The sequence below is a fragment of the Roseovarius sp. B08 genome (genome assembly GCF_051417955.1).
In the GTDB taxonomy this organism is placed as follows: domain Bacteria; phylum Pseudomonadota; class Alphaproteobacteria; order Rhodobacterales; family Rhodobacteraceae; genus Roseovarius.
This window is the reverse complement of the sequence record NZ_JBPRLW010000001.1, coordinates 2,745,311-2,768,327: the sequence shown is the minus strand read 5'-3', so window position 1 is coordinate 2,768,327 and position 23,017 is coordinate 2,745,311. Positions and strand designations below refer to the sequence as shown.

The following is a 23,017-nucleotide window of genomic DNA, read 5'->3' as shown; positions in this document are numbered from 1 at the left end:
ATAGGCTTTGCTGCAGTGCACGCATTCCGGGGAGGACACACGTGGCCGAAGATGAAAAACCGCTCCTTATCAAACGGTATGCCAGCCGCCGGCTGTATAACACCGAGACATCGGATTACGTGACGCTCGAGGATATTTCCGAGTTCATACGCGGGGGTCGCGAGGTGCAGATCATCGACCTCAAATCGGGCGACGACCTCACCCGGCAATACCTGCTCCAGATCATTGCCGAACACGAAAGCCGTGGCGAGAACGTGCTGCCGATCAACGTCCTCACCGATCTCGTGCGCAGCTACACCACCCAGGCCACCTCGATGGTGCCGGATTTTCTGGCCGCCAGCTTCGAGATGCTGCAACAGGGTCAGTCCCAGATGATGGAAAACATGGCCAAGGCGAACCCGCTGGCCAAATCCTTCAACCAGATGCCCGGGATGGACACGATCCGCGCCCAGCAGGAGGCGTTCCTCAAGGCCATGACCGGCGGCGGCGTTCCCGGCATGACCGGCAAGGCGCCCGAAGAGGGTGCGCCCGCCAAGAGCGACACCGGCGACGAAGGTCTCGACGACATCAAGAAGCAACTGGCCGACCTGCAGGACAAGCTGTCCAAGCTCAGCAAGTAGGGGCGCCCGCATGGTCGACAGCCCCGGCCGCATCACCCTGTGGGGGATCGAGGTGTTCATGGCCGCGGCCGACGAACGCTCGATCTCCGCCGCCGCCAAGCGCTTGGGTGCCAGCCCCTCGGCGGTCAGCCAGCAACTCACCAACCTCGAGGGCGCGGTCGGTGCGACCTTGCTGCAGCGCAACGCGCGCCCCATCCGCCTGACCCCCGCCGGCGAGATCCTGAAACGCCGCGCCCAGGTCATCCTGAACGAGGCCGCACAGGCCCGCGCGGAACTCGCAATGTCCGACATGTCGATGCTCACCCGTTTCCGGCTCGGCATGATCGAGGATTTCGAGGCCGACGTGACGCCGCAGCTCCTCACCCACGTGGCTGCCGAGCTCAAGACCAGCCAGTTCCTGTTGGAAACCGGTGCCAGCCATTACCTCTACGATCTTCTGGAAAGCCGCACGCTCGACATGATCGTGGCCGCCGAGCTCAACGCGGGCGACGACTGGGCCGAGGTCCATCCCTTGCTGCGCGAGGGCTTCGTCGTGGCCGCCCCCAGGGCCCGGATCAAGCCGGACGGCGACGTGCTGCGCCAACTCAAGCGCCTGCCGCTCATTCAGTACACACAGCGCCATTACATGGGTCGGCTGCTCTCGGCCCATCTCGCCCGGCAGAAACTCAGCCTGCCACACCGCTTCGAGCTCGACAGCTACCACGCCATCCTCGCGCTGGTGGGGCAGGGGACCGGATGGACCATCCTGCCGCCGCTCGCACTGATGCGCGCCCGCCGCTTTGCCGACCAGATCGACGTGATGCCGCTCCCGTTCGAGCCGCTGACCCGCACGATCAGCCTGACCGCGCGCAAGCACATCCTGCAGGACCTGCCGGCCCAGCTGGCCGAAACCCTGCGCCCGATCCTGCGTGACACGATCGTCACCCCGGCGCTGGCCGAGTATCCGTTTCTGCGCGATCAGCTCGACCTGCTCTAGCTCTTTATGTGCCGTAGGCCCGTTCCGGCTCCACCGGCCCCGCCGCCGCCTCTGCCGCCGCAATCAGCGCATCGGCCACGAAGTCGAGATCAGCCCGGCTCAGCCGCGCGGGCAGCCGCACGTCACAGGCCCGCATCAGCATCGCCCGCGTCCGCGGCAGGTCCGGGGTCGGCCCCGGCAGGAACTGCCAGTTCCAGAAGGCCCGCGCATTGTCCGCCGACATGCCGAACACCTGCACCTTCACCCCGCGCTCCGCGGCGGCGGCGGCAAAGGCCCGCACCTCCGCGTCGCTCATGCCGACAAGGTTGAACTGGATCGAATCCGGCGCCCGCTCCTCGAGCTCCAGCTTGTCGGGCACCTGCATCCAGGGCGAGCTGTTCAGCCGCCCGGCCACGTAATCGTGGTTGTCGCGCCCGTCGCGCACCCGCCGCGCCACCTGCGCCAGCTGTGGCCGGATGATCGCCGCGCTCAGGTTGCCCATGCGCAGGTTGTAGAGCGGCAGCCGGTTCTGCCAGTCGGCAAAGGCGGCCGCCAGCAGGGAATCCTCGCCCGCCATATGCTTGGCCCAGTTATGCTCATACGCGCCCGACATGATCACGGCCCGCGCCACCAGGTCGGCATCGTCGGTCACCAGGATCCCGCCTTCGCCCGCGTTGACCAGCTTGTAGGACTGGAAACTGAAGCAGCCCACGCGGCCTATCGTGCCGATCTTGCGCCCGCCCCAGACGGTTCCCAGGCTGTGGGCGGCGTCCTCGATCACCGGGATGCCGCGCACGTCGCACAGCCCCATGATCGCATCCATGTCCGAGGTATGGCCCCGCATATGGCTGACGATCACCGCGTCGATCCGCTCGTCCAGCTTCGCTTCGAAATCGGCCATGTCGATCCGGTAATTCTCGCCCACCTCGCACAGCACCGGAACGCAATCGGCATGGATGACCGACGACGGCACCGCGGCAAAGGTGAAGCCGGGGATCAGCACCCGCGCATCCCGCGGCAGGCCCAGTGCCTTCAGCGACAAAAACAGCGCGGCTGAACAGGAAGACACCGCCAGCGCATAGCGCGTCCCCATCAGCGCGGCGAATTCCCGCTCCAGCAGGCTGACCGGCGCATCCTCGGGCGCGGTATAGCGGAACAGGTCGCCCGATTGCAGCATCCGGTCAATCTCGGCCCGGGCCGCCTCGGGGATGGGTTCGGCGTCATAGACGTTGGGTGCAAGGGTCATGTTCGGATTTCCTGTATATCGTTTTTCGATTTTCCGAAAGTATTACACCAAAACCGTCCCACCCCAAAGCGAAGATTTGGTAACCGCGACGCTCCGCCTCTCTTCCTCTGGCGACAAATATCCCAGGGGGGCGTCGAAACGCCGTTTCGACGCGGGGGACTGGTCCCCCTCCGCCGCGCGGACCGGTTCACCGCGTCTCGGACTGGGCCCAATCGCGAAACGCCGCCACCTTCGGGTCGTCCCACCTCTCCCGTGTCGCGATCAGGCAGACGCCGCCCATGGGCGAGGTGCAGACCATCTCCGGGAAAAGCTTCACCAGCAGGCCCGACTCTAACTCGTCGCGGTTCAGCGCAAGGTCCGCCATCACCACGCCCGCGCCCAGTGTCGCTGCCTTTGCCGCCATGTCGAGATTGGGAAAATCGCTGCCGCGGTCTGGGTCCACGCCGCGCACCTTAAAGGCCTCCAGCCATGCGCGCCAATCGGCATGGCGCGGCGTTTCGTGCAGCAGCAGGAAATCCGCCAGGTCTTCCGGCCGCTCCGGCCGTCCCTTTGCCGCCAGCAGCGCCGGCGCGCAGGCCGGGGTCACCTCCACCGGGAACAACGTCTCGACCCTCAGGTGATCGGGCCGGTCCGGCCAGTTCGTGACCGAAAAGCCCACGTCATACTGGTGCGCGTCAAAGCCATAGGGACCCACGAAATCCGTGGTCAGCCGCACACCGATTTCTGGGTGCAGGGCGCGGAATCTCTCAAGCCGTGGCAGCAGCCAGCGGATCGAGGTGGCGGGTGGGCAGATGATCCGCAAATCCGCCGCCTCCGTCCCGATCCGCGAGGTCTCGGCCAGTATGTCGCCGAAGGCCCGTGTCAGCACCGGCTGCAACCGCCGCCCGGCCTCGGTCAATTCGACGCCCTTGCCGTGGCGGCGAAACAGCAGCGTGCCAAGGTGCTCTTCCAGCAGCTTGATCTGCCGGCTGATCGCCCCGCGCGTCACGTGCAACTCGTCGGCCGCCCCGACAAAGCCACCGTGGCGGGCGGCGGCCTCGAAGGCGCGCAAGGCATTCAGCGGGGGCAGTCTCACGATCCCTCCCAGGGTGAGGTTTTCTCACCAATGATGCCAGAAAGAATGGTTTGAGTGCAAGCCGCCTCAAGCCGTATCCTCGAGGGGTAAATCGACCTCGAAAGGTTTTTCGATGTTCTGTAATTCAACACCATTGCCGCAACATCCCGCGCTCGCACAGCGTTTGTTCCGGTGGCTCACGCCCATGAGAAATACTGAGCCTTCCGAGGCGGCGATGCTGGCCGAGCTTGAGCGCCTGGCCGACACCTCGCCCCACCTGATGGTAGATCTCGGGTTCCGCGAAACCCGCACCGGTCCGCCCGGCGTGACCACGTGGCGGCGCGGGTTCCTGCGGGTCGTCCGCGACCCCGGCACGGGCGCCCGCCATCACGCCTTTCGCGTGCCCCGCGTCTGACCCGCCTCAGATCCCCATCCGGTCCCGCGTCGCGTACCACGTCATCGCCAGCACCAGAAGAGGCGAACGAAACGCCGTGCCCCCCGGAAAGGTCGGCGCCGGCACCCGCGCCAGCGTGTCAAAGCCTTGCGTTTCTCCGCGCACCGCGTCGGCCATCAGCTTGCCCGAGAACGCGGCCATGCCCACACCGTGCCCGGAATACCCCGAAGCCGACAGGACATTCGGCGCCACCCTCGCCAGGTACGGCATCCGTTTCATCGTGATCGCCAGCGTCCCGCCCCAGGCGTGATCGATTCTCACGTCCCGAAGATGCGGGAAAATCTGCGTCATCGGCTTGCGCACCAGCGCCGCGATATCGTCGGGGAAACGATAGCCATAGCTTTCGCCCCCGCCGAACAGCAGCCGCCTGTCATGGCTCAGGCGAAAGTAATTCACCACGAACTTCGAATCCGCCACCGCCACGTCCCGCGTCAGCACCTTGTCGGCATCGTCCCCCAGAGGCTCCGTCGCGACCACGAAATTGTTGATCGGCATCACCTTCGCGGCGACCTTGCGATTGAGCCCTCCCAGATAGCCGTTGCACCCCAGGATCACGTGATCCGCCGTCACCCGTCCTGCATCCGTGGCCACCACGGCGGGCGCGCCTTCGTCGATCCGGTGCACCTCGGCCCGCTCGAAGATCCGCACGCCCGCATCCCGCGCCGCCCGCGCCAGCCCGAATGCAAAGGCCAGCGGATGCAGATGCGCCGCCGACATGTCCAGCGACCCGCCCACGTATTTCGGCGAGGGGCAGAGCGCCTGCGCCGCGTCCCGGTCCAGTCTCTCGATCTGGTCATGGCCATAACGGCGAAAGAGAAAATCGGCATACTCATGCTCTTCGCGCACCTCCGCCCTGGAAAAGCACATATGCGCCACGCCGGGCTTCAGGTGGCAGTCGATCCCGTGCTTCTGCACCAGCCCTTTCACCAGCGCCTTGGAGCCTTCCGCCAGTTCCCACAGCTTCGCCGCATCGGCGCGCCCCACCATCTTTTCCAGCGTCTGCTGATCCTGCCGCTGCCCCGAGCCCAGCTGCCCGCCATTGCGCCCCGACGCGCCAAAGCCGACGCGATGCGCCTCCAGCAGCACCACGTCCAGCCCCGCCTCGGCCAGGTGCAGCGCCGCCGACAGCCCGGTGAACCCACCACCCACCACGCAGACATCCGCTTTCACCTCGCCCCTCAATGGCGGGAAAGGTTCCAGCTGCGGGGTCGTGGCGGCATACCAGCTGTTGGGATACTGTCCGGGTGTATCGTTGGAATAGAGCAGGTTCATTGCGGTACGGTCCTGTAATGGCTCAGCGAAAATGACGGCGCGTCGAGCGTGTCCACCCGGATGCCGTCGACTGTTGCCACCTGCAATTCGATCTTGAAACAGTCAGGGCAGGGGCGGCCCAGATGCGCCTCGGCCATCTCTGCCAGCCGGTCCGCCACGACGGGCGGCTCGGGCGGCGCAAATTCAGGGATCGCGGCAAAGGCATCCTCGGCTTGCAGCGCCTCGGCCATCCGCTCGGTCAGATCGACCGTCAATGACGGCTCGATCACCATGATCCCGCCCAGCCCACGCAGCTCTCCGTTCGTGTCGCGCAAATACCCGTCGATCCCTTCGCCCACGACCGGCCAGCCCCGCGGCGACGGATACTGCCGCCCGATCCGCATCGGGTTCAGCCGATAGGCATCGGTCTCGGGAAAGGCATGGGTGAACCCGGCGACGAACCGCGCCTCAAGTGCCGCCTCGTCAAATGGCTCCACCGGCTCGTGCCCGCTCTCGTCGGTCTCAACCAGGATGGCAGGCAGGCTCAGCCGCACCCGCTTGGGAAACACGATCGTCCCCGGCGCCGGCAGGTTCGGCGGCTCGATCATCACCACGTCCGCATCCTGCATCAGCTTGAACATTCGCGCCCGCGCCGTGTCGTGGTGGTCGAAGCTCTCGGTCACCAGTTCCACCGGCTCCGACGCCTCGACCAGCCCCGCCATGTCCCGCTCGTGCGGCGGATCGAAGGCCTCGTCACCGGAACAAAAGGCCCGGTAACAGCGGTACGTCTCGACCGCCTGCTTGTCTTGCAGCACCGTCACGAAGGCGCCGTCGGGCGGCATGCCCGGCGGGCTCAGGAACACGACCGACAGCAACGTCCGCTTCAGTTGTGCGCCCGGATCGTCGGTGTAAAAGGCCTGCCCCTGCGCCGCCTTCAGCGCGGCGGCGTCCCGCACCACGCGCAGCCCGTCGCCGGTCACCTGTTCATGCAGCATGAGCGCATAGCCACCTTCGTCCAGCGGCAGCCCCTCCAGAAAGTCATGCCGCTCGAGCCCGGCTGTATCTTGGGCCGCCGGTGCCGGGGCAGGGGTGTCGCGCAGCGCCCAAAGCCCTGCCGCCAACAGGGTCATCGCACCAACGGCAAGGACCGTGACCTTAGACATTCATCAGCAGATGCTCGCGCTCCCACGGGGAAATCACCTGCAGGAACTCGGCATATTCCGTGCGCTTGACGATGGAATAGACCCGCGCGAATTCGGGGTGCAGCACGTCGTGCAGCTCTTCCGCCTCGTCGAACAGATCCAGCGCCGCGCCCAGGCCGTCGGGGAAATCCGGCTCGCCCTCATAGGCGTCGCCCCGGTATTGCGGCTTGGCCCGCAGTTCGTTCCTGATGCCCAGCAGACCACAGGCTAGGCTGACGGCGATCCCCAGATATGGATTGCAGTCCATCCCCGCGATCCGGTTCTCCACCCGCCGCGCCTCGGGCTTGGACAGGGGCACGCGGATGCCTGTCGTGCGGTTGTCGCGCCCCCATTCCAGGTTGATGGGTGCGGCATTGTCCTTCACATACCGCCGATACGAATTGACGTAGGGCGCCATCACCGCAATCGCCGCCGGCATGTATTCCTGCAAGCCGCCGATGAAGTGATAGAACATGTCCGTCTCGCCGCCCTGGGGGCCGGAAAAGGCGTTCTTGCCGGTCTCCATGTCGATGATCGAGTGGTGGATATGCATCGCACTCCCCGGCTCGGCGGCGATGGGCTTGGCCATGAAGGTGGCGAAACAATCGTGCCGCAGCGCCGCCTCGCGAATGAGCCGCTTGAAGTAGAACACCTCGTCGGCCAGTTTCACAGGGCTGCCGTGCCGCAGGTTGATCTCCAATTGGCCCGCGCCGCCTTCCTGCGTGATCCCGTCGATCTCGAAGCCCTGCGCCTCGGCGAAATCGTAGATATCGTCGATGACCGGGCCGAACTCGTCCACCGCCGTCATGCTGTAGGCCTGCCGCGCGGCGGCCGGACGCCCCGACCGGCCCACCATCGGCTCGATCTCCTGCCGCGGGTCCAGGTTGCGGGCGATCAGGAAGAACTCCATCTCCGGCGCCACGACCGGCTTCAGCCCCAGTTTTTCATATTGCTTCACCACTCGTTTCAGCACGTTGCGCGGGGCGAAATGGATGGGGTCGTGATCCCTGTCATAGGCGTCATGGATCACCTGCAACGTCCAGTCTCCGGTCCAGGGCGCGGCGGTGGCCGTGCTCAGGTCGGGCGTCAGGATCATGTCGCGCTCGATGAACCCTTCGGCCCCCGCGGCCTCGCCCCAGTCTCCGGTTATCGTCTGGTAGAAGATCGAATCGGGCAGGTGGAAATACTCCTGCCGCGCGAACTTGGTCGCCGGCACCGCCTTGCCCCGCGCGATGCCGGGCAGGTCGGCGACGATGCATTCCACCTCGTCCAGCCGGCGGTTTTCCAGATAGGCCTGTGCCGCCTCGGGCAGTCCGGCCGTCCAATCCTCGGCCATGTCAGGCCCCTTTCCTGAAATGCACCGCCATGCGCGCGGCAAAGGCGGCGGCGTCCGTGGGCGTCTCGGCACTGGCGGTCGCCTGGGCCAGCTGGTCGTCCGGCACCACGCCCGCGCCGCGCTGGTCGATGATGGTCTGCAACACACGCGCGGTGAATTCCGGATGCGGCTGAATGGTCAGGATCGTGTCCCCGATCATCAGAGCCGCGTTCTCGCAGAACTCCGACCGCCCGATCACCTCCGCGCCCTCGGGCAGCTCGACCACCTGGTCCTGGTGCCAGGCGTGCATCGCCATCGGCTTGCCCTCGATCTGGTACTCGGTGCGCCCCACCGACCAGCCGCCGGGAAACTTCACCACCTTGCCGCCCAGGGCCTGCGCGATGATCTGGTGGCCAAAGCACACGCCGATCAGCGGCTTGCCCGCGTCGCGTATGTCGCGGATGAACGCCTCCAGCGGCTTGATCCAAGGGTGGTCCTCGTAGGCGCCGTGCTTGGAGCCGGTAATCAACCAGCCATCGGCGTCGTCGGGGCTCTTGGGGTAAACCTCGTCCACCACGTCGTAACGCTCGAAGGTAAAGCCGTCCCGCCCCAGCAGGTCGGCGAACATCGCGTCGTAATCGCCCGTGCTCTCGATCAGGTCGGGCAGGGCGTGGCCGGTCATCAGGATGCCGATTTTCATGTCACACCAGAAATTTGATCAAATTTACGCTAGCCGAGCCAATCGGCCCGATCAAGGCCGTTCTAGGCCATTTCCGGCGCCCACGCCACGGCCTCCGCGGGTCCGGCACGTTAACGATTTCGATCTGAGAAAATTACCGACGCGATACCACCCGGATACCGACGTAATACCGACGTGGGATTGCGGCATTAACATTTGAGTCGCTCAGACCGTCTCCAGATAGATTTTCCAGTGCTCCGCCGCGTCCATCTCTGCGAATAGCTCCAGTTCCTGCCGCTTGGTCATCACCAGGTTCTCGATCAGCATCGGCGTGAAAACGCGCGCCAATATGGGCGCCTGCTCGAACAGGTCGATGGCACTCTCCCAATCTTCGCAAAGCTGCAAGAGGTTGAGATCATAGGCATTTCCCGTGATCGGCTCGGGCGGCTCCAGCGCGTCCTCGATGCCCGTCAGGGCCGCACCCATCACCCCAGCAAAGGTCAGATAGGGGTTGGTATCGCCCCCCGCGACCCGGTGCTCGATCCGTCGCGCCTTGGGGCTGCCGCCGGGCACCCGAATGGCCGCCGTGCGGTTCTCATAGGCCCAAGCGACGCCGGTGGGCGCATGGGCCCCCGGCACCAGCCTTTCATAGCTGTTGGCGTGAGGCGCGAACAGAAGCGTGCTTTCCCGCATGGCTGAAATACAGCCCGCAACCGCCTGTTTCAAAAGGGTTGTTCCCTCGTCCCCGCCATTGTCAAAGACGTTCTTTCCATCCTCATCCCAGACCGAGAAATGCAGGTGCATCCCGTTGCCCGCATCGTCGGCAAAGGGCTTGGCCATGAAGGTCGCGGCAAAGCCGTGGTTGCGCGCCAGGTTGCGAATGAGCCGCTTGAACAGCCAGGTATCGTCAGCCGCGCGCATCGCATCCTGGTGGTTCAGCGTGATCTCGAACTGCCCCACACCGCTTTCGCTGGTCATGGTCTGCGCCGGGATGCCCATGGCGGCACAGGCGTCGTAAAGCTCTGACAGGAAGGGGTCAAAGAGGTCCAGCTGCGCCATCGACAGGATCTCTTCCGACCCGATTTCACGGCCCGTTAGGGGGTTCTTAACCGGGCTGAGCGTATCGTCACTGTCATCGACCAGGGTGAATTCCAGCTCGGTCGCGGCCACCACGCGCCATCCCCGCTTGGCATAGCGCGCCAGTACGGCGTCCAGGGCATGGCGCGGGTCGCCCTCAAAGGGGCGGCCATCCTCGTGATACATGGCCATCGGCACCAGCGGCTGTTCGGTTTCCAGCCAGGGCAGGGGCAGGGCGCCGCGCCCGGTGGGCAACAGGATGCCATCGGCGTCCCCGGTCTCGAACACCAGCGGGCTGTCCTCGATGTCGGCCCCGAAGATATCGAGGTTCAGCGCCGAGATGGGCATCCGCACCGCGCCTTTCTCCAGCTTGCTGGCATAGTCGCCGGGCACGCGCTTGCCGCGCATGCGCCCGTTAAGGTCGCACGCCGCCACGCGAAAGGTCTGGTAGGTCGAAAGGTCCATGAAGCGTTTCTTTATCCAAGAATAAAGCGGGGGGCCAGATACATTCGACCGCCCGCCTTTTTCTTGCTAGAAATACTCAATTCCAAGGGTTTACCCGGAAACTGACGCCCGATGGATGCTGTCGATCGACGCCGCGATCGTGTCATTGAACTCCGCGTCAGATTGCTGGGCCGACAGCCCTTCGGTCAGCGCGCGAGAGAAACTGGCGATCATGCCGGTGTTCTTCGACAGCCGGTCATTGGCCTCCTCCCGGCTGTAGCCGCCCGACAGCGCAACGACCCGCAGCACCCGGGGATGATCCACCAGCGCCTTGTAGTGGTTCGGTGTCTCGGGCAGCGTCAGCTTCAACATCACCTCGCGCCCCTCGGGCAGGGTGTCGAGCTGTCTTGCAATCTCGTCGCGCAGGATCGTTTCAGCCTCCGCCTTGTCATCGATCGAAATCGTGACCTCCGGCTCGATGATCGGCAGCAGCCCGTGATCGAGGATGTTGTTGCCGATCTCGAATTGCTGGTCCACCACGGCGGCAATGCCCGAGCCGGAGGCCGCATTGATCACCGACCGCATCTTGGTGCCGAAGATGCCCGCGTCATTGGCCCGGCCCAACAGGCTTTCAAGATCCGGGATCGGCTTCATCAGTTGAACGCCGTCCGCCTCGTCCGCCAGGCCCTTGTCAACCTTCAGGAATGGCACCACGCCACGCTCTTCCCACATGTATTGCGCCGACGGCTTGCCGCCCATCTCGCGGTCCATGGTCATCTCGAAAAGGATCGCGCCCAGCACCTTGTCGCCGGTAAAGGCCGGCGCCTGTGCGATGCGGGTCCGCATGTCGTGGACAAGGTCGAACATTTCTTCGTCCGAGCTGTAGGCGTCTTCCTCGACGCCATAAAGCCGCAGCGCCTTGGGGGTCGAGCCGCCCGACTGGTCCAGCGCCGCGATAAACCCTTGTCCCGCCCGCATCTGCTCCGTTTGTTCCGCCTTCGACATGCCATCCCTCTTGCCGGTAGATATGATTTTCCAGTTTCATACGTGAGGGCCGCTCGCCGCGCAATGCTCGGTGACGCCAAGGCGGCGGGGCTGCGCGAACATAACGCGCCCACCGCCGCAAGCTTGTGCAACCGTCAATCCGCCGCCGAATACCGGTCCGCGAGGTCGCTCTCGATCCAATCGGTCAGCGCCCGGGTCTGCACCTCGGTCCTCAGCGCCTGCCACGTCGCACTCACATCCAACCCGCGGTTCGCAAAGCGGTTCTCGATATCCTCGCGCAGGGGGCGGGCGCCGATATCGCCCGCCGCTTCGGCAATCAGGGCGAAATAATAGGCCTGTCGGTAAGAACGCGGCGCGCCAAGCCCGGTGAAATAAGCCAGCGCCTGCGAGCGCACGGCACGGATGTCATCCCCTGCCGGAAGGGCCGGCGCGCTCGGCTGCATCTCGATATGCGCATCCTGTGCCGCCAGGACCTGCGTCGTGGCCAGCCGTTCTTCCAGCCGGTCGAGCATGGCAATTGCCCCCGGCTGCCGCCCCGCCGCGGCGGTCAGCGTGTTCTGGTAGGCTGCGTCGGGATCGGTCGCCGCCTGCGCCTGTGCGGTCAGAAGCGCCGCCTCGGGCGCCTCGGCGCCACCTTCGACCAGCAGGGGAGCCAGGATATCCGGCACCAGCGCCTCGGTGCGCGGCACGCCGTCGCCCTGTAACAGCGCCTTTGCGATGTCGAGACGTTCCGCCGCGCTGACATCGCCTTCATCAAGCCGCCCCAACGTGTCGGCGCCCATCAAGTTCGCCCGGGCGATGGACGCGGTTCGGGCATCGGGCGCCAGCGCTTGCAAGAGCTCTTCGGGTCTCTCGTAAATCTCGGGTTCCAGCACGATGCCGCTGGCGGGAAGCTGCGCCTCGATGGTGATCTCGCCAGGGTCGCGCACGAAATCCGCGACATGGTTCATCAGGTCGTCGATGAACCGCCGTTCGGTCGCGGTCAGGGCGCGGGTCCCGTTGTTGCTGAGCATGTTGGTCAGCTCTTCGGTTCCAAGACTCTGGATCACCTCGGGCTGGCGCAGGTTCTCGGGGATGAGCGACGACAGCCGCTCCCAGCCGCCCTGGTCCTGCAGGCCCACGACAGCGCGGCGCACGCGGACCGCCGGATCGCCCGGCAGGCCGAACTGGTCCAGCCGCGGCAGGACCGCCCCTGCCGCGGCGAGATCGAGGATCGCAAGCTCATTGACCGCGGCCGAGCCGTTGACCCGAATCTCGCCGGTGCTGTGCACGTATTCGGCCTCGTAGGTCAGGCGGTCCACCTCGATCGCGTTGTACCCGGCCGAACGCAGGCCAAGCCCCACGTCGCGCGGCACACAGGCGATGGCGGCATTCGCCCCGACCATCGTGCTTGAAATCGTCGCCACGCCGAACGCCGCCGCCGGCTGGCCCAGATCGACGCTGATGCGCTGCACCGTGATCTCGCACTGACGGGCGCGGTCATGCGGCAGTTGCGGGCGCAGGGTCACGCCGGTCAGGGCCACGGTGCCGCGCAGGATATCGGTCTGCAGATGCTCGTACTCGACCTCCATCTGCGTGCGCAGCGCCGAAATGGCCACGCTGGCGAGGCTTTCGGCGATCCTGTCGACGGTAATCAGGTCAAGCAGGCCCGGCTTCGGGTCGCCCTCGGCGCTGCCCGGTGTGGCAAGGCCGAAGCAAAACACGGCGGCGATGGCAGATGTGAAACGGCGCATGATGGGCTCCCCCGGGTGAAATCGCACTGCGGGCAGGCTAGGCCCGCATCGACAGATACCACAGTCCGGGATTCCATACCTTTTAAAAGCGGTCACGGCGCCTGTGTGGGGCGAGGAAGGAGTCAACCACCCAAAGCCGCCACACCAGGCAGGGTCTTGCCTTCCATCCACTCAAGGAACGCGCCACCGGCGGTGGAAATATAGGTGAAATCCTCGGCCGCGCCCGCCTGGTTGAGGGCCGCCACAGTGTCGCCGCCGCCTGCGACCGATGTCAGCTTTCCGTCGCGGCTGCGCTGGGCGGCATGGGCGGCTGCGGTGTTGGTGGCCGCATCGAAGGGCTCGATCTCGAACGCGCCCAGGGGGCCATTCCAGATCAGTGTCCGCGCGGTATCGAAAGCGGCGGTGATCCGGGCGACGGCCTGTGGCCCGGCATCCAGGATCATCGCATCCTCAGGGCAGGCGTGGGCGGGCACGGTCCGGTACGCGGCACCGGCGCGGAACTCCTCGGCGACCACCACGTCGGCAGGCAGCAGGATTTCGCAGCCCGCGCCGCCGGCCTTGACCATGATCTGGCGTGCGGTGTCGGCCATGTCGTGCTCGCACAGTGATTTGCCGACGCTCAGGCCCTGTGCGGCAAGGAATGTGTTCGCCATCCCGCCGCCGATCACCAGCTTGTCCACCTTCTCGACAAGGTTTCCCAGAAGGTCCAGCTTGGTCGAAACCTTGGCCCCGCCCACGACCGCCACCAACGGGCGCTCGGGTCGTCCAAGAGCGGCTTCCAGCGCCGACAGCTCCGCCTGCATCAACCGACCGGCACAGGCGGGCAGGCGGCGTGCCAGCGCCTCGGTCGAGGCATGGGCGCGGTGCGCGGCAGAGAAGGCATCGTTGCAATAAACGTCGCCAAGGCCCGCAAGGCGCGCGGCGAAATCGGGGTCGTTCGCCTCTTCGCCCGGGTGAAAACGGATGTTTTCAAGCAGCAGGACCTCGGCGGCCTTGGCCTCGGCTGTGGGGTTCTCGGCCCCTTCCAGCGTTTCGATGAACTGCACGCTGTGGCCTGTGGCTTCTTGCAGGGCAGGGACCACCTGGCGCAGCGACATCTCGTCCACGACCTTGCCCTTGGGCCGTCCGAAATGCGCCAGCAGCAAGGGCTTGCCGCCCGCGGCAAGGATCGCGTCAATGGTGGGCTTGATCCGCTCCAGCCGCGTGGCATCGGTGACACGTCCGTTCTCAACGGGCACGTTGATGTCGACCCGCGTCAGCACCGTCTTGCCGTCCAGGTCCATGTCATCAAGCGTCTTCCAGCCCATCACGATCCCTCCCACGGATGCCAGTCGCGGGCCTTTTGGCGCGACCTTGCAGGGGCGTCAAGCTCTGGCTTGGCAATCCCGGCCCAAGCGCCTAGGTATTGCCCAGCCCAAGTCAAAAAGGAGGCCCCGGATGGCCGAGATCAAAGACCCCGAGAACACGATCCTGATGGAGCTGAAGGACGGCACCGTGACGATCGAGCTGCTGCCCGACGTGGCCCCGGGCCATTGCGAACGCATGAAGGAACTGGCGCGGTCTGGTCAGTACGACAACGTGGCCTTCCACCGGGTGATCGACGGCTTCATGGCCCAGACCGGCGACGTGGCCAACGGCAACATGGAAAACGATTTCAACCTTCGCATGGCGGGTACGGGGGGCAGCGATCTGCCCAATCTCAAGGCAGAGTTTTCGGGCGTACCGCACGACCGCGGCACGCTGGGCGCCGCGCGCAGCCAGAACCCCGACAGCGCCAACAGCCAGTTCTTCATCAACTTCTCTGACAACCATTTCCTCAACCGGCAATACACGGTCTATGGCCGGGTCATCGACGGCATGGAACATGTCGACTCCATCACCCGCGGCGAGCCACCCGCGAGTCCCGATCGGATGATCAGCGTAAAGGTGGCCGCCGATGCTTAAGCTTTCTGCACTCTTCACCATTCTGGCCGCTCCGGCGCTGGCCACCGGCCTTGAAATCGAGGTCGCGGGCGAGGCCAACGGCACGATCAAGGTCGACCTGCTGGAGGACGTGGCGCCCGGCCATGTCGAGCAGATCACCGAACTGGCCCGCGAAGGCGCCTATGACAACGTGGTTTTCCACCGCGTGATCGATGGCTTCATGGCCCAGACAGGCGACGTCGAGTTCGGCAAGATGGGCGGCGACATGTCCATGGCCGGCCGCGGCGGCAGCGATCGCCCGGACCTGGCCGCCGAGTTCTCGGACATCACCTTTGACCGGGGTGTTGTGGGCATGGCACGCAGCCAGAGCCCGAACAGCGCCAACAGCCAATTCTTCATCATGTTCGCGCCGGGCCCGTTCCTTGACGGGGAATACACCGTCGTGGGACGCGTGACCGAAGGGCTGGACGTGCTGGACGACATCAAGCGCGGTGAAGGCCCCAACGGTGCCGTTATCGGCGAGCCGGACCGCATGGTGTCTGTCACGGTCACGGAGTAAGGCGCGTGACGGCCACGGGGTACGAGCCGCTGAACGTGCTCAAACCCGTGGCCGACCGCATCTGGATCATCGACGGTGCGCCGGTGACGGTGATGGGCTTTCCCTTTCCCACCCGGGCCACGGTGATCCAACTGGAGAATGACGACCTGTGGGTGCATTCTCCGACCCCGCTCACCACGGATTTGCGGGATGCCTTGGCGGTGCTGGGGCCGGTGCGGCACCTGATTGCACCCAACCAGTTTCATTTTCTGCACATTCCCGAATGGGCTGAGGCCTATCCCGATGCGGCTTTCTGGTCTGCACCCGGTACGCATGAACGTGCAGCAAAGCTTGGGATCGGTTTGCCAAAAGGGCAGGAACTGAAGCGCTGCGCGGCAGAGGCCCATTGGAATGGACAGATCGACCAGCTCTTTGTGCGCGGCAGCCGGACGCACAAGGAGATGATTTTCCACCATAAGGCCTCCACCACGACGATCCTGACCGACTTGATCGAAGCCTTCGAGACCGACAAGCTGCCCGCGCGCTGCCGGCCATTCGTGTGGCTGAACGGCATCGACGACAGCGATGGCAAGACACCGCCCCTGATCCGCTGGACATTTCGTGACAAGGTGGCCTTTGCCGAGGATATCGAGACCATCGTCGGCTGGGGCGCGCGGCGCGTGATCATCGCACACGGGCGCTGGTACGAACGCAATGGCACGGCTGAGTTGGAGCGGGCCTTTCGCAAGTTGCTCGGTCCGCGCCAGTGGGACCGGGCGATGCGGGACATGAAGGCGCGCGAGCGAAAGGACGATCCTCGCTAGGGTGCTCTTGAGGCGGGCGCGCAGTTCAGGCAGGCTGTTTCGTATGTGCTGCCGGTCTCAGCGAATTAAGGTCGGGCGAAAACGAATCCTGACGCGCCTTTCCTGTGGCAGGTGACGGTTCAGCCGCCGGTTCACAAGCCCGAAGATCGAGATCACCACCAGTGTCAGCAGGATGAAATACCCTGCCAGGATCGGGTAGGGCACGAAAGGGTTGAAGGTCTTGTCCGCAAAGTAGTTCGCGTAATAAAGCGCGTCGCCCCGCTGTTGCCACGCCGGAAAGGCCGAGAAGAAGACCAGCGTGGTGGCGTGAAACAGGAAGATCGCCTCGTTGGTGTAGGCGGGCCAGGCCAGACGCAGCATGGTGGGCCAGATGATCCGCCGGAACCGGGTGAACCCCGAGAACCCGTAGGCATCGGCCGCCTCGACCTCGCCCTTTGGGATAGAGCGCAGCGCGCCATAGAAGATCTCGCCGGAATAGGCGGCCGTGTTGAGGAAAAGCACGATCAACGCGCCCAGCCAGGCGGCGGTAAACGGGTCGAAGGCCGGGTAGACGGATTTGAGGTTCAGGAAGGCCGCGTAGGCAAAGAAGAACTGGATGAAGAGCGGCGAGCCGCGGAAAATGTAGATGAACCAGGCCGAGGGCTTTTGCAGCAGGCGGTTGGGCGAGGCCTTGCCCACGGCCACCAACGTGGCGAGGCCAAAGCCGAGGATGATCGCCAGAACGCCGAAATAGATGTTCCAGATCATGCCGGAGCCGATCAGTGTGACCTGCTGGCAGAGGGTAAAGTCCTCGCGCGGCAGCAGACGTTCTCCCAGCCCGATGGAGCGCAGCCCGTAATCCTGGATGGTCTGCCAGCAACTCATCACGCCGCCGCCTTTCGCAGCGCTTCGCCGCCCGTGGTGGCCTGGCCGTGCGACAGCTTTATCATCAGACGGTCGAGCACGATCTCGGACACCCGCGTCAGGCCAAGGTAGAAGACCAGCAGCGCCAGGAAATACCACATGCGCCAATCGCCGTGCGGATAGTCGGTGAATTTCGGCAAGGCCGTGCCGGCCAGTTCCCGCGCCCAATAGACGATATCCTCGACGCCCAGCAGGAACAGCAGCGGTGTCGCCTTGGTCAGCACCATCCACACGTTACTGAGGCCGGGCAGGGCGTAGATCCACATCTGCGGGACGAGAATGCGCCAGAAGCTCTGGCGCGGTGTCATGCCGTAGGCTTCGGCGGTTTCCATTTGTGCGCGGGGCACGGTGCGCATGGCGCCGTAAAGCACGTTGCCGGCAAAGGCGCCGAAGACGATGGAAAAAGTAAGAACGGCGAGGAAAAAGCCGTAGATCTCGTGCACCCACTGATCGGCCTCGCCCAGGGGCAGTTTGGCCGCCTGGCAGACGATGAAGTCATTACCTTGCCGGATCGGTGCGTCCCAGTCCGGGCACCTGACCTTGTGCCGGACCCATTCGAAGCCCTGGTCGAGCGCGATGATGAAAAAGAGAAAAAACGCCGTGTCGGGCACGCCGCGCACCAGGTTGATATAGCCATGCGCCACCCAAGCGAGCGGGCGGAATTTCGACCGCGCGGCCGAGGCGGCGGCAAAGCCGAACGCCAGAGCGGTCGGCGCCGTGATTGCCAGCAACACCAGCACCAGTCCGACGGCGAAATAGAGATTGGCGTGCTTGGCCGTGGTCAGGTAGCAGGCCAGCCACTGAACATCGCCCAGCACGGAAGGGTCGGTGCAGAACTCAAACATGGCAACGTCCCGAGGCCCCGCTCATGGGCATCGGCCATCGCGTGACGCCGGGTGCGACTTTGCAAGTGGTATCGGCCATGTGTCCCCGTCAGGCCAGAAGCGCGCGCCCCGGAAGACCCGGGGCGCGCGACTGGATCAGCTTATTCGAAAGTCGAGGCGACTTCCCATTTCTTGATCAGCTCGTTCAGGCTGCCATCGTCCTTCATCGACTGGATCGCGGCGTTGAACGTCTCTTTCAGCTCGGTGTCGGATTCGCGGACACCCATGCCGACGCCGCCGCCCAGCGGCACGTCTTCGCCCACGAACATCATGTCGCTGTCCTCGGCCACGATCGGCGCGAGGAAAGATTTATCGGCCAGAACCGCGTCAGCCTCGCCGTTCTTGACGGCAGCGACTGTTTCCTCGGGCGTGGCGAATTCCACCAGCGTGGCGCCGGATTCCGCGATGTAGCCGGCCTGGATCGTGCCGGTCTGCGCGGCGATCACGCCACCTGCGACATCCACGTCCTCGGACATACCGGCATAGGCCGACGGATCCGGCGGCGTGTAGTTCTGGGTGAAATCAATCACTTCGTCACGCTCATCGGTGATCGACATGCCTGCGATGATGGCGTCGTAGTTGCCCCCCACCAGGTTGGGGATGATCGAATCCCAGTCATTCTTGACCCATTCGCAGGTCAGTTCGGCGCGCGCGCAGAGCTCGTCGCCCAGCTCCCGCTCGAAACCGTCGATTTCGCCCGCGTCGTTGACGAAGTTCCAAGGCGCATAGGCGCCTTCGGTTCCCAGGCGGATCGTCTTGTCCTGGGCCATCGCCATGCCGCCGGCCAGGGCCGCGGCGAGTGTGGATAGAACTAGCTTTTTCATAAGTGTCTCCCTTGCTTGGTTCTTTTGGTTCAGGCGGCCATCGTCGAGCTGAGAAACTGACGCAGCCGCTCGGATTTGGGCGAGCCGAAGAGTGTCTCCGGATCGCCTTCTTCTTCGATCAGGCCCTGATGCAGGAAAATGACGTGGTCCGACACGTCATGGGCCATTTTCATGTCATGGGTCACGATCATCATGGTCCGCCCTTCGGCGGCCAGGTCCTTGATCACGCGCACGACTTCCTGTTCCAGTTCGGGGTCGAGCGCCGAGGTGGGTTCGTCGAACAAAAGCGCCTCGGGTTCCATGCAGAGCGCGCGCGCGATGGCGGCGCGTTGCTGCTGCCCGCCAGAGAGTTGGGCCGGGTAGACATCGCACTTGTCGCCGATGCCGACCTTTTCGAGATAGCCGCGTGCGGCCTTCTCGACCTCATCCTTGGGACGGCCCAGCACGGTCACCGGCGCCTCCATCACGTTTTGCAGGATGGTCAGGTGGGCCCACAGGTTGAACTGCTGAAACACCATCGACAGATTCGTGCGGATCCGCAGCACTTGCCTGGGGTCTGCCGGGTGCCGGTTCAGGCCGGTGCCTTTCCACGTCACGGGCTCGCCCTTGAACAGGATGTCTCCCTGCTGGCTGTCTTCCAGCAGGTTGGCGCAGCGCAGGATGGTCGACTTTCCCGACCCCGAAGAGCCGATCAGCGACACCACGCTGCCCTTCGGCGCGGTGATGTCCACCCCCTTGATGACCTCAAGGCTGCCATAGGCCTTGTGCAGATTTCGGATATCGATGACGGGCGTTTCGTCAGGCAAAGGCAGCTTCCGGTTTGCAGGTCAGGCAGTAACATCGGACAATAGGGCAGTAATTTTGGGCCAATGCAACTTGCAAAACGATGTTTTTTCGTCCGTTTCGTGCGTATTGCCCGGCTTTTGGGCGAATGCGGCGGGGTGTCGTTGCGTCAAGCACGCGGCGGTGCAGGCGTCGGAATGGCAAGATAGGCCTCGGGCGGAAGGCGCACGATTCCGCGCAGGCCAAGCGCGTTGCGGGTTTCGGACGGCAGGGCCGCGATTGCGGTCTCCACGGCCCGAAAAACCGTGTCCGCGTCGTTGGCCGGCGCGGTGATGAAGGGCAGGGCGGGGCTGGGATCCGTTGCGGCGATAACGCGCAGTTCAGTTGTGAAGGCCTCGAACCGCTGCATCAAACGCCAAGTCTGTGCATCGAGCGCCGCCAGATCCGCTCCTCCTTCGGCCACCGCGCGGGCCGAGGCCTGGTGGCTGCCGGTGCGCAGCGTATCGGTGAATTCAAATCCGTGCGCTTCGGCCCAGGCGGCGGGCGCGGCCCAGCCGCTTTGCGACATCGGCTCGTTATAGGCAAAGCGCGCAGCAGCGAACTCCATCGGATCGGTCCGTGCGTCCTTCGCCCGGGCCACGAAGACCGAGCGGTATTCGCCGGGACCGCACCCGTCCAGGGAATAATCCGGCGTGCCGACCAGCGCGACCCTGCCATGCAGTCGGGCGCGATAGGGGTAGCCGCAGGTCTGGGACAGCAAGAGGTCCGGCGATTGCCAATCGTCCCAAGGGTCGCCACCACGGGTCAGATGGTCGGGCCCGTGGCCCAAACTTTCGCGGATGGCTTGCCAGAACCTGTCGGTTTCGGTCCTTAGTTCGGGCCGGTCGTACATTGGCAGACTGGCGATCATCCTTCTTCCTGGCGCTGGCGGGCAAGGGCACTGTCCATGTCGGTCACGCCCAGAAAATTTGCCGCCATGCGGATGATCGCATCCTCGCTGGCGTCGCGCTCACCATCGGCCAGCGCCACCTGCCAAAGTGCTTCGATGACGCCGACGCGGTCCTCGTAGGCCACGGCATCCTTGATCGCGCGTGTGAAACGCACAGTGTCGGGCGCTTCGGCTTCCAGTTGTTCGGCCTCGTCCAGCAGCGCCGCCGCGTCGGATTCGGGCAGCTGGTACCGGGTGCGCGCAATGGCCAGGATGCGCTGGCGTTCCTCGGTGTCGAAATGCCCGTCCGAGCGGGCGATGCGCACCAAAAGGGCGATCAGCGCCAGCCGGGCGTCCTCGTCGGGAAGCGTTTCGGGAGTCGAGTCGGTGAGCTTTTTCAGGAATTCCGCAAACATGAAGGGGATATAGGCAACCTGCCCGCCGCCGCCAACGAGAATCTGCGGACCGGGGCGCTATTGGCTGCCGCTCATCTCGGTTTCCGCGCGGGCCCGGGCGGCGTCGCTGTCCTCGGGCGACAGGCCCAGCGTCCGGCGCACGTCTTCCAGCACTTCGAGTTCCTCATCGTGGCGGACGCCATCGGCCAGCACCACTTCCCACAGCGCCTCCAGCGCGTCGACGCGCGCGGCGAAGCTGACCGTCTTGCGAAGAATGTCGCCGAATTCCTCGGTGTCGGGCGCGTCGCGCTCCAGTCGCTCGGAAGTCGCGCGCATCTTGGCCGCCTCGATCGGGCCCAGCCCGAAAAGCCGGACCAGCAGCAGGTCGATCCGGTGCACCTCTGCAAACTTGTAGCTGTGATCCGACATCGCCACACGCACCATCAGCGCCCCGAGCGCCAGCTTTTCGTCGGGCGCGGGCAGGGGCGGCGGCTCGGGCGCATCGAACGCGTGCAGCAAACGGTGAAGCAGCGAGGGTTTCTCCATTGGGCGGTTCCGTAAAATCGGGATCGATTGCTCCCGTTTAACGCGTCATCCGAGTGCAAGAAAACAAAATTGCTGGATTAAATCCGCCGATCCGCGCCCCGAGCCTGAAGCGTGACACATTTGCTCCAAACTAACGGCCAGTTTGCGCGTCAAAGCGTACTCATCCGTGTGATTTTCCGAATGTGAAGCCTGTCATGTCGCGCAACTCCGTTGTCAATATTTCGACCGCCGCGCCGGAGGATCAATTGGCCGACCTGCGCGGCTGCGCGCATGATGAGGCGCGCAGCTTTCTTCGGGCATACGACTGGACAGGAGACCCGAGGCGCGTTCTCGGCTGGGTCATGGCGCAGAGGTTCATGGATCTTGGAACGGCGCTGACCGTCTTCCTGAATGGCCAGCCGCATCGCTTCAACTACATGCCAAAGCGCGACATACCGAAGGAACTGTCAGGGGCGGCGCTTATGCTCGACTCGATCTGCCTGCGGCTGAATTCGGGCTTCTATCTGGTCTGGCCGGATCAGGACGTCGAGGATCGTTCGCGTATCCTGCGGTGGCTCGAGGCCCAAGCCGAGGACCGGCGGGAAGGCCGGCAGGGGCGCTATGTGCTGGACGAGCGGATCGTCGCGACGCTTCTGGAGAATGAGCTGCGCCTTGACCGCAAGGCCGAGACGGCCGTCTATCACGAACGCCGCTCACTTCTGCGGGATCTGTTCAGCCCGGTGCTCGAACTTGGCGTTTCGCGCCGAATGCTGCGTTTTCATCCGCCGCAAGAAGACCACGATGACGACCTGACGAACCTTCGCTACTGAAGGGCGCGGCAAAGACATCAGGGCACCCTGTGACGGGCGCCCTGACTGATTCGATAATCCGGGGTCAGAACTTGTACGCGACACCGACCGAGAATGCGTCGACTTCGCCGTCGCTGCCGCCCAGAGCGGGGCCAGAGAGATCGTAATTCGTGCGGGTGTACTCGAACCGGGTGGTAATATTTTCACTCAGCATCGTCTCCAGGCCGATGCCGTAGGAGATGCCCTGACCCGATCCCGAGACGCCGGCGGCGGCCACGTCCCAGTCCGTCCAGCCATAGCCCAGGGTGCCGTAGAGCAGCGAGTTGCCGAAGGCATAGCCGCCGCGGCCGCGCAGGTTGATGTTGTTCTCCAGGTCCAGCCCGGTGCCCATCACCGTATAATCCAGCTTGCTGTCGTAGCCCACCTCGGCACCCAGAACGAAATTGGGGGCAATGGCGTGGTTGTATCCGCCGAATACACCGGCGTTGATTTCGGGGTCGATCCCGATGGGCGCAGCCGAGATGCCGAGATTTTGCATGTTCACGCGGCCACCAAGGTAGAAACCCTGCCATTTCTCGGCATCCTGGGCCACGGCGGTGGTGGAAAGGGCCGCGGACAGGGCTGCGGCGGCGGTAAGGGATTTGTAGATCGTCTTCATTATGAACCT

25 protein-coding genes are annotated in these 23,017 nt (G+C 64.6%); 7 read left to right on the top strand and 18 right to left on the bottom strand.

What is annotated here, in order from left to right:
- Positions 1-41: 41 nt before the first annotated feature.
- Positions 42-620, top strand: coding sequence for a polyhydroxyalkanoate synthesis repressor PhaR (phaR, locus tag ACSQ76_RS14025; protein WP_437157070.1), 579 nt, complete (start codon positions 42-44; stop codon positions 618-620).
- 10 nt (positions 621-630) lie between these two features.
- Positions 631-1,596, top strand: a complete 966-nt coding sequence (locus tag ACSQ76_RS14020; RefSeq protein ID WP_437157069.1) for a LysR family transcriptional regulator — start codon at positions 631-633, stop codon at positions 1,594-1,596.
- Positions 1,597-1,600: 4 nt separating this feature from the next.
- Here ACSQ76_RS14020 and ACSQ76_RS14015 read toward each other — a convergent pair whose 3' ends face one another.
- Both ACSQ76_RS14015 and ACSQ76_RS14010 read right to left on the bottom strand, forming a co-directional pair.
- Positions 1,601-2,821 (bottom strand): DegT/DnrJ/EryC1/StrS family aminotransferase, encoded by a 1,221-nt coding sequence (locus ACSQ76_RS14015; RefSeq protein ID WP_437157068.1) that lies wholly within the window; start codon positions 2,819-2,821, stop codon positions 1,601-1,603.
- Between the two features lie 187 nt (positions 2,822-3,008).
- Positions 3,009-3,896, bottom strand: a complete 888-nt coding sequence (locus ACSQ76_RS14010; protein WP_437157067.1) for a LysR substrate-binding domain-containing protein — start codon at positions 3,894-3,896, stop codon at positions 3,009-3,011.
- 184 nt (positions 3,897-4,080) lie between these two features.
- Between ACSQ76_RS14010 and ACSQ76_RS14005 the strand changes: the two genes are divergently transcribed.
- Positions 4,081-4,290: a hypothetical protein gene (locus tag ACSQ76_RS14005; protein ID WP_437157066.1), complete on the top strand. Its 210-nt coding sequence runs from the start codon at positions 4,081-4,083 to the stop codon at positions 4,288-4,290.
- A 6-nt stretch (positions 4,291-4,296) separates the two neighbouring features.
- On the opposite strand, the gene ACSQ76_RS14000 is transcribed toward ACSQ76_RS14005, so the two are convergent.
- The 8 genes from ACSQ76_RS14000 to ACSQ76_RS13965 all read right to left on the bottom strand — a co-directional run bounded on the left by ACSQ76_RS14000 (position 4,297) and on the right by ACSQ76_RS13965 (position 14,321).
- Positions 4,297-5,601 carry an NAD(P)/FAD-dependent oxidoreductase gene (locus ACSQ76_RS14000; protein WP_437157065.1) on the bottom strand — a complete coding sequence of 435 codons (1,305 nt, stop codon included), beginning with the start codon at positions 5,599-5,601 and terminating at the stop codon, positions 4,297-4,299.
- Positions 5,598-6,743, bottom strand: coding sequence for a hypothetical protein (locus ACSQ76_RS13995; RefSeq protein WP_437157064.1), 1,146 nt, complete (start codon positions 6,741-6,743; stop codon positions 5,598-5,600). The genes ACSQ76_RS14000 and ACSQ76_RS13995 overlap by 4 nt, the downstream gene beginning before the upstream one ends.
- A complete protein-coding gene (locus tag ACSQ76_RS13990) occupies positions 6,736-8,097 on the bottom strand; it encodes a glutamine synthetase family protein (RefSeq protein ID WP_437157063.1) in 1,362 nt (453 codons plus the stop codon). Before ACSQ76_RS13990 ends, ACSQ76_RS13995 begins: the two co-directional genes overlap by 8 nt.
- A gap of 1 nt (position 8,098) precedes the next feature.
- Positions 8,099-8,776, bottom strand: a complete 678-nt coding sequence (locus tag ACSQ76_RS13985; RefSeq protein ID WP_437157062.1) for a type 1 glutamine amidotransferase — start codon at positions 8,774-8,776, stop codon at positions 8,099-8,101.
- A 204-nt stretch (positions 8,777-8,980) separates the two neighbouring features.
- The gene (locus ACSQ76_RS13980; RefSeq protein ID WP_437157061.1) at positions 8,981-10,297 is read right to left on the bottom strand and encodes a glutamine synthetase family protein; all 1,317 of its coding nucleotides are present in this window, start codon (positions 10,295-10,297) and stop codon (positions 8,981-8,983) included.
- Positions 10,298-10,387: 90 nt separating this feature from the next.
- Positions 10,388-11,281: a fructose bisphosphate aldolase gene (locus ACSQ76_RS13975; RefSeq protein ID WP_437157060.1), complete on the bottom strand. Its 894-nt coding sequence runs from the start codon at positions 11,279-11,281 to the stop codon at positions 10,388-10,390.
- Between the two features lie 134 nt (positions 11,282-11,415).
- Positions 11,416-13,014: a hypothetical protein gene (locus ACSQ76_RS13970; RefSeq protein WP_437157059.1), complete on the bottom strand. Its 1,599-nt coding sequence runs from the start codon at positions 13,012-13,014 to the stop codon at positions 11,416-11,418.
- 122 nt (positions 13,015-13,136) lie between these two features.
- Positions 13,137-14,321: a phosphoglycerate kinase gene (locus ACSQ76_RS13965; protein ID WP_437157058.1), complete on the bottom strand. Its 1,185-nt coding sequence runs from the start codon at positions 14,319-14,321 to the stop codon at positions 13,137-13,139.
- 130 nt (positions 14,322-14,451) lie between these two features.
- On the opposite strand from ACSQ76_RS13965, the gene ACSQ76_RS13960 reads away from it, so the two are divergent.
- From ACSQ76_RS13960 to ACSQ76_RS13950, 3 genes are read left to right on the top strand one after another with little or no spacing between them, the layout of a single operon-like run.
- Positions 14,452-14,958, top strand: a complete 507-nt coding sequence (locus ACSQ76_RS13960; RefSeq protein ID WP_306128977.1) for a peptidylprolyl isomerase — start codon at positions 14,452-14,454, stop codon at positions 14,956-14,958.
- On the top strand, positions 14,951-15,496 hold the full coding sequence (locus ACSQ76_RS13955; protein WP_437157057.1) for a peptidylprolyl isomerase: 546 nt from the start codon (positions 14,951-14,953) through the stop codon (positions 15,494-15,496). Before ACSQ76_RS13960 ends, ACSQ76_RS13955 begins: the two co-directional genes overlap by 8 nt.
- A 5-nt stretch (positions 15,497-15,501) precedes the next feature.
- The gene (locus ACSQ76_RS13950; RefSeq protein ID WP_437157056.1) at positions 15,502-16,299 is read left to right on the top strand and encodes a DUF4336 domain-containing protein; all 798 of its coding nucleotides are present in this window, start codon (positions 15,502-15,504) and stop codon (positions 16,297-16,299) included.
- Between the two features lie 57 nt (positions 16,300-16,356).
- Here the strand turns inward: ACSQ76_RS13950 and ACSQ76_RS13945 are convergent, their stop codons facing one another.
- From ACSQ76_RS13945 to ACSQ76_RS13915, 7 genes are all read right to left on the bottom strand, one after another.
- Positions 16,357-17,163 carry an ABC transporter permease gene (locus ACSQ76_RS13945; protein WP_437157055.1) on the bottom strand — a complete coding sequence of 269 codons (807 nt, stop codon included), beginning with the start codon at positions 17,161-17,163 and terminating at the stop codon, positions 16,357-16,359.
- Entirely contained in the window at positions 17,163-18,047 is an 885-nt protein-coding gene (locus ACSQ76_RS13940) for an ABC transporter permease (RefSeq protein ID WP_437157054.1), read from the bottom strand. The genes ACSQ76_RS13945 and ACSQ76_RS13940 overlap by 1 nt, the downstream gene beginning before the upstream one ends.
- Before the next feature lie 140 nt (positions 18,048-18,187).
- Positions 18,188-18,910, bottom strand: a complete 723-nt coding sequence (locus ACSQ76_RS13935) for a transporter substrate-binding domain-containing protein (RefSeq protein ID WP_306130683.1) — start codon at positions 18,908-18,910, stop codon at positions 18,188-18,190.
- 29 nt (positions 18,911-18,939) lie between these two features.
- Positions 18,940-19,716, bottom strand: a complete 777-nt coding sequence (locus ACSQ76_RS13930; RefSeq protein ID WP_437157053.1) for an ABC transporter ATP-binding protein — start codon at positions 19,714-19,716, stop codon at positions 18,940-18,942.
- 146 nt (positions 19,717-19,862) lie between these two features.
- A complete protein-coding gene (locus ACSQ76_RS13925) occupies positions 19,863-20,603 on the bottom strand; it encodes a phosphate/phosphite/phosphonate ABC transporter substrate-binding protein (protein ID WP_437157052.1) in 741 nt (246 codons plus the stop codon).
- The gene (locus ACSQ76_RS13920; RefSeq protein ID WP_306130680.1) at positions 20,600-21,037 is read right to left on the bottom strand and encodes a TerB family tellurite resistance protein; all 438 of its coding nucleotides are present in this window, start codon (positions 21,035-21,037) and stop codon (positions 20,600-20,602) included. Before ACSQ76_RS13920 ends, ACSQ76_RS13925 begins: the two co-directional genes overlap by 4 nt.
- Positions 21,038-21,094: 57 nt before the next feature.
- The gene (locus tag ACSQ76_RS13915) at positions 21,095-21,562 is read right to left on the bottom strand and encodes a TerB family tellurite resistance protein (RefSeq protein WP_437157051.1); all 468 of its coding nucleotides are present in this window, start codon (positions 21,560-21,562) and stop codon (positions 21,095-21,097) included.
- 194 nt (positions 21,563-21,756) lie between these two features.
- Here ACSQ76_RS13915 and ACSQ76_RS13910 point away from each other — a divergent pair, with 194 nt between their 5' ends.
- Positions 21,757-22,371 carry a hypothetical protein gene (locus ACSQ76_RS13910; RefSeq protein ID WP_437157050.1) on the top strand — a complete coding sequence of 205 codons (615 nt, stop codon included), beginning with the start codon at positions 21,757-21,759 and terminating at the stop codon, positions 22,369-22,371.
- A 64-nt stretch (positions 22,372-22,435) separates the two neighbouring features.
- Here ACSQ76_RS13910 and ACSQ76_RS13905 read toward each other — a convergent pair whose 3' ends face one another.
- Positions 22,436-23,008, bottom strand: coding sequence for an outer membrane protein (locus ACSQ76_RS13905; protein WP_437157049.1), 573 nt, complete (start codon positions 23,006-23,008; stop codon positions 22,436-22,438).
- Positions 23,009-23,017: the final 9 nt, after the last annotated feature.

Coding starts and splice junctions, on each gene's coding strand:
- ACSQ76_RS14020 (WP_437157069.1), top strand. CDS start 631: ATGGTCGACAGCCCCGGCCGCATCACCCTGTGGGGGATCGAGGTGTTC.
- ACSQ76_RS14015 (WP_437157068.1), bottom strand. CDS start 2,821: ATGACCCTTGCACCCAACGTCTATGACGCCGAACCCATCCCCGAGGCG.
- ACSQ76_RS14005 (WP_437157066.1), top strand. CDS start 4,081: ATGAGAAATACTGAGCCTTCCGAGGCGGCGATGCTGGCCGAGCTTGAG.
- ACSQ76_RS14000 (WP_437157065.1), bottom strand. CDS start 5,601: ATGAACCTGCTCTATTCCAACGATACACCCGGACAGTATCCCAACAGC.
- ACSQ76_RS13995 (WP_437157064.1), bottom strand. CDS start 6,743: ATGTCTAAGGTCACGGTCCTTGCCGTTGGTGCGATGACCCTGTTGGCG.
- ACSQ76_RS13990 (WP_437157063.1), bottom strand. CDS start 8,097: ATGGCCGAGGATTGGACGGCCGGACTGCCCGAGGCGGCACAGGCCTAT.
- ACSQ76_RS13985 (WP_437157062.1), bottom strand. CDS start 8,776: ATGAAAATCGGCATCCTGATGACCGGCCACGCCCTGCCCGACCTGATC.
- ACSQ76_RS13980 (WP_437157061.1), bottom strand. CDS start 10,297: ATGGACCTTTCGACCTACCAGACCTTTCGCGTGGCGGCGTGCGACCTT.
- ACSQ76_RS13975 (WP_437157060.1), bottom strand. CDS start 11,281: ATGTCGAAGGCGGAACAAACGGAGCAGATGCGGGCGGGACAAGGGTTT.
- ACSQ76_RS13970 (WP_437157059.1), bottom strand. CDS start 13,014: ATGCGCCGTTTCACATCTGCCATCGCCGCCGTGTTTTGCTTCGGCCTT.
- ACSQ76_RS13965 (WP_437157058.1), bottom strand. CDS start 14,321: ATGGGCTGGAAGACGCTTGATGACATGGACCTGGACGGCAAGACGGTG.
- ACSQ76_RS13960 (WP_306128977.1), top strand. CDS start 14,452: ATGGCCGAGATCAAAGACCCCGAGAACACGATCCTGATGGAGCTGAAG.
- ACSQ76_RS13955 (WP_437157057.1), top strand. CDS start 14,951: ATGCTTAAGCTTTCTGCACTCTTCACCATTCTGGCCGCTCCGGCGCTG.
- ACSQ76_RS13945 (WP_437157055.1), bottom strand. CDS start 17,163: ATGAGTTGCTGGCAGACCATCCAGGATTACGGGCTGCGCTCCATCGGG.
- ACSQ76_RS13940 (WP_437157054.1), bottom strand. CDS start 18,047: ATGTTTGAGTTCTGCACCGACCCTTCCGTGCTGGGCGATGTTCAGTGG.
- ACSQ76_RS13935 (WP_306130683.1), bottom strand. CDS start 18,910: ATGAAAAAGCTAGTTCTATCCACACTCGCCGCGGCCCTGGCCGGCGGC.
- ACSQ76_RS13925 (WP_437157052.1), bottom strand. CDS start 20,603: ATGATCGCCAGTCTGCCAATGTACGACCGGCCCGAACTAAGGACCGAA.
- ACSQ76_RS13920 (WP_306130680.1), bottom strand. CDS start 21,037: ATGTTTGCGGAATTCCTGAAAAAGCTCACCGACTCGACTCCCGAAACG.
- ACSQ76_RS13915 (WP_437157051.1), bottom strand. CDS start 21,562: ATGGAGAAACCCTCGCTGCTTCACCGTTTGCTGCACGCGTTCGATGCG.
- ACSQ76_RS13910 (WP_437157050.1), top strand. CDS start 21,757: ATGTCGCGCAACTCCGTTGTCAATATTTCGACCGCCGCGCCGGAGGAT.
- ACSQ76_RS13905 (WP_437157049.1), bottom strand. CDS start 23,008: ATGAAGACGATCTACAAATCCCTTACCGCCGCCGCAGCCCTGTCCGCG.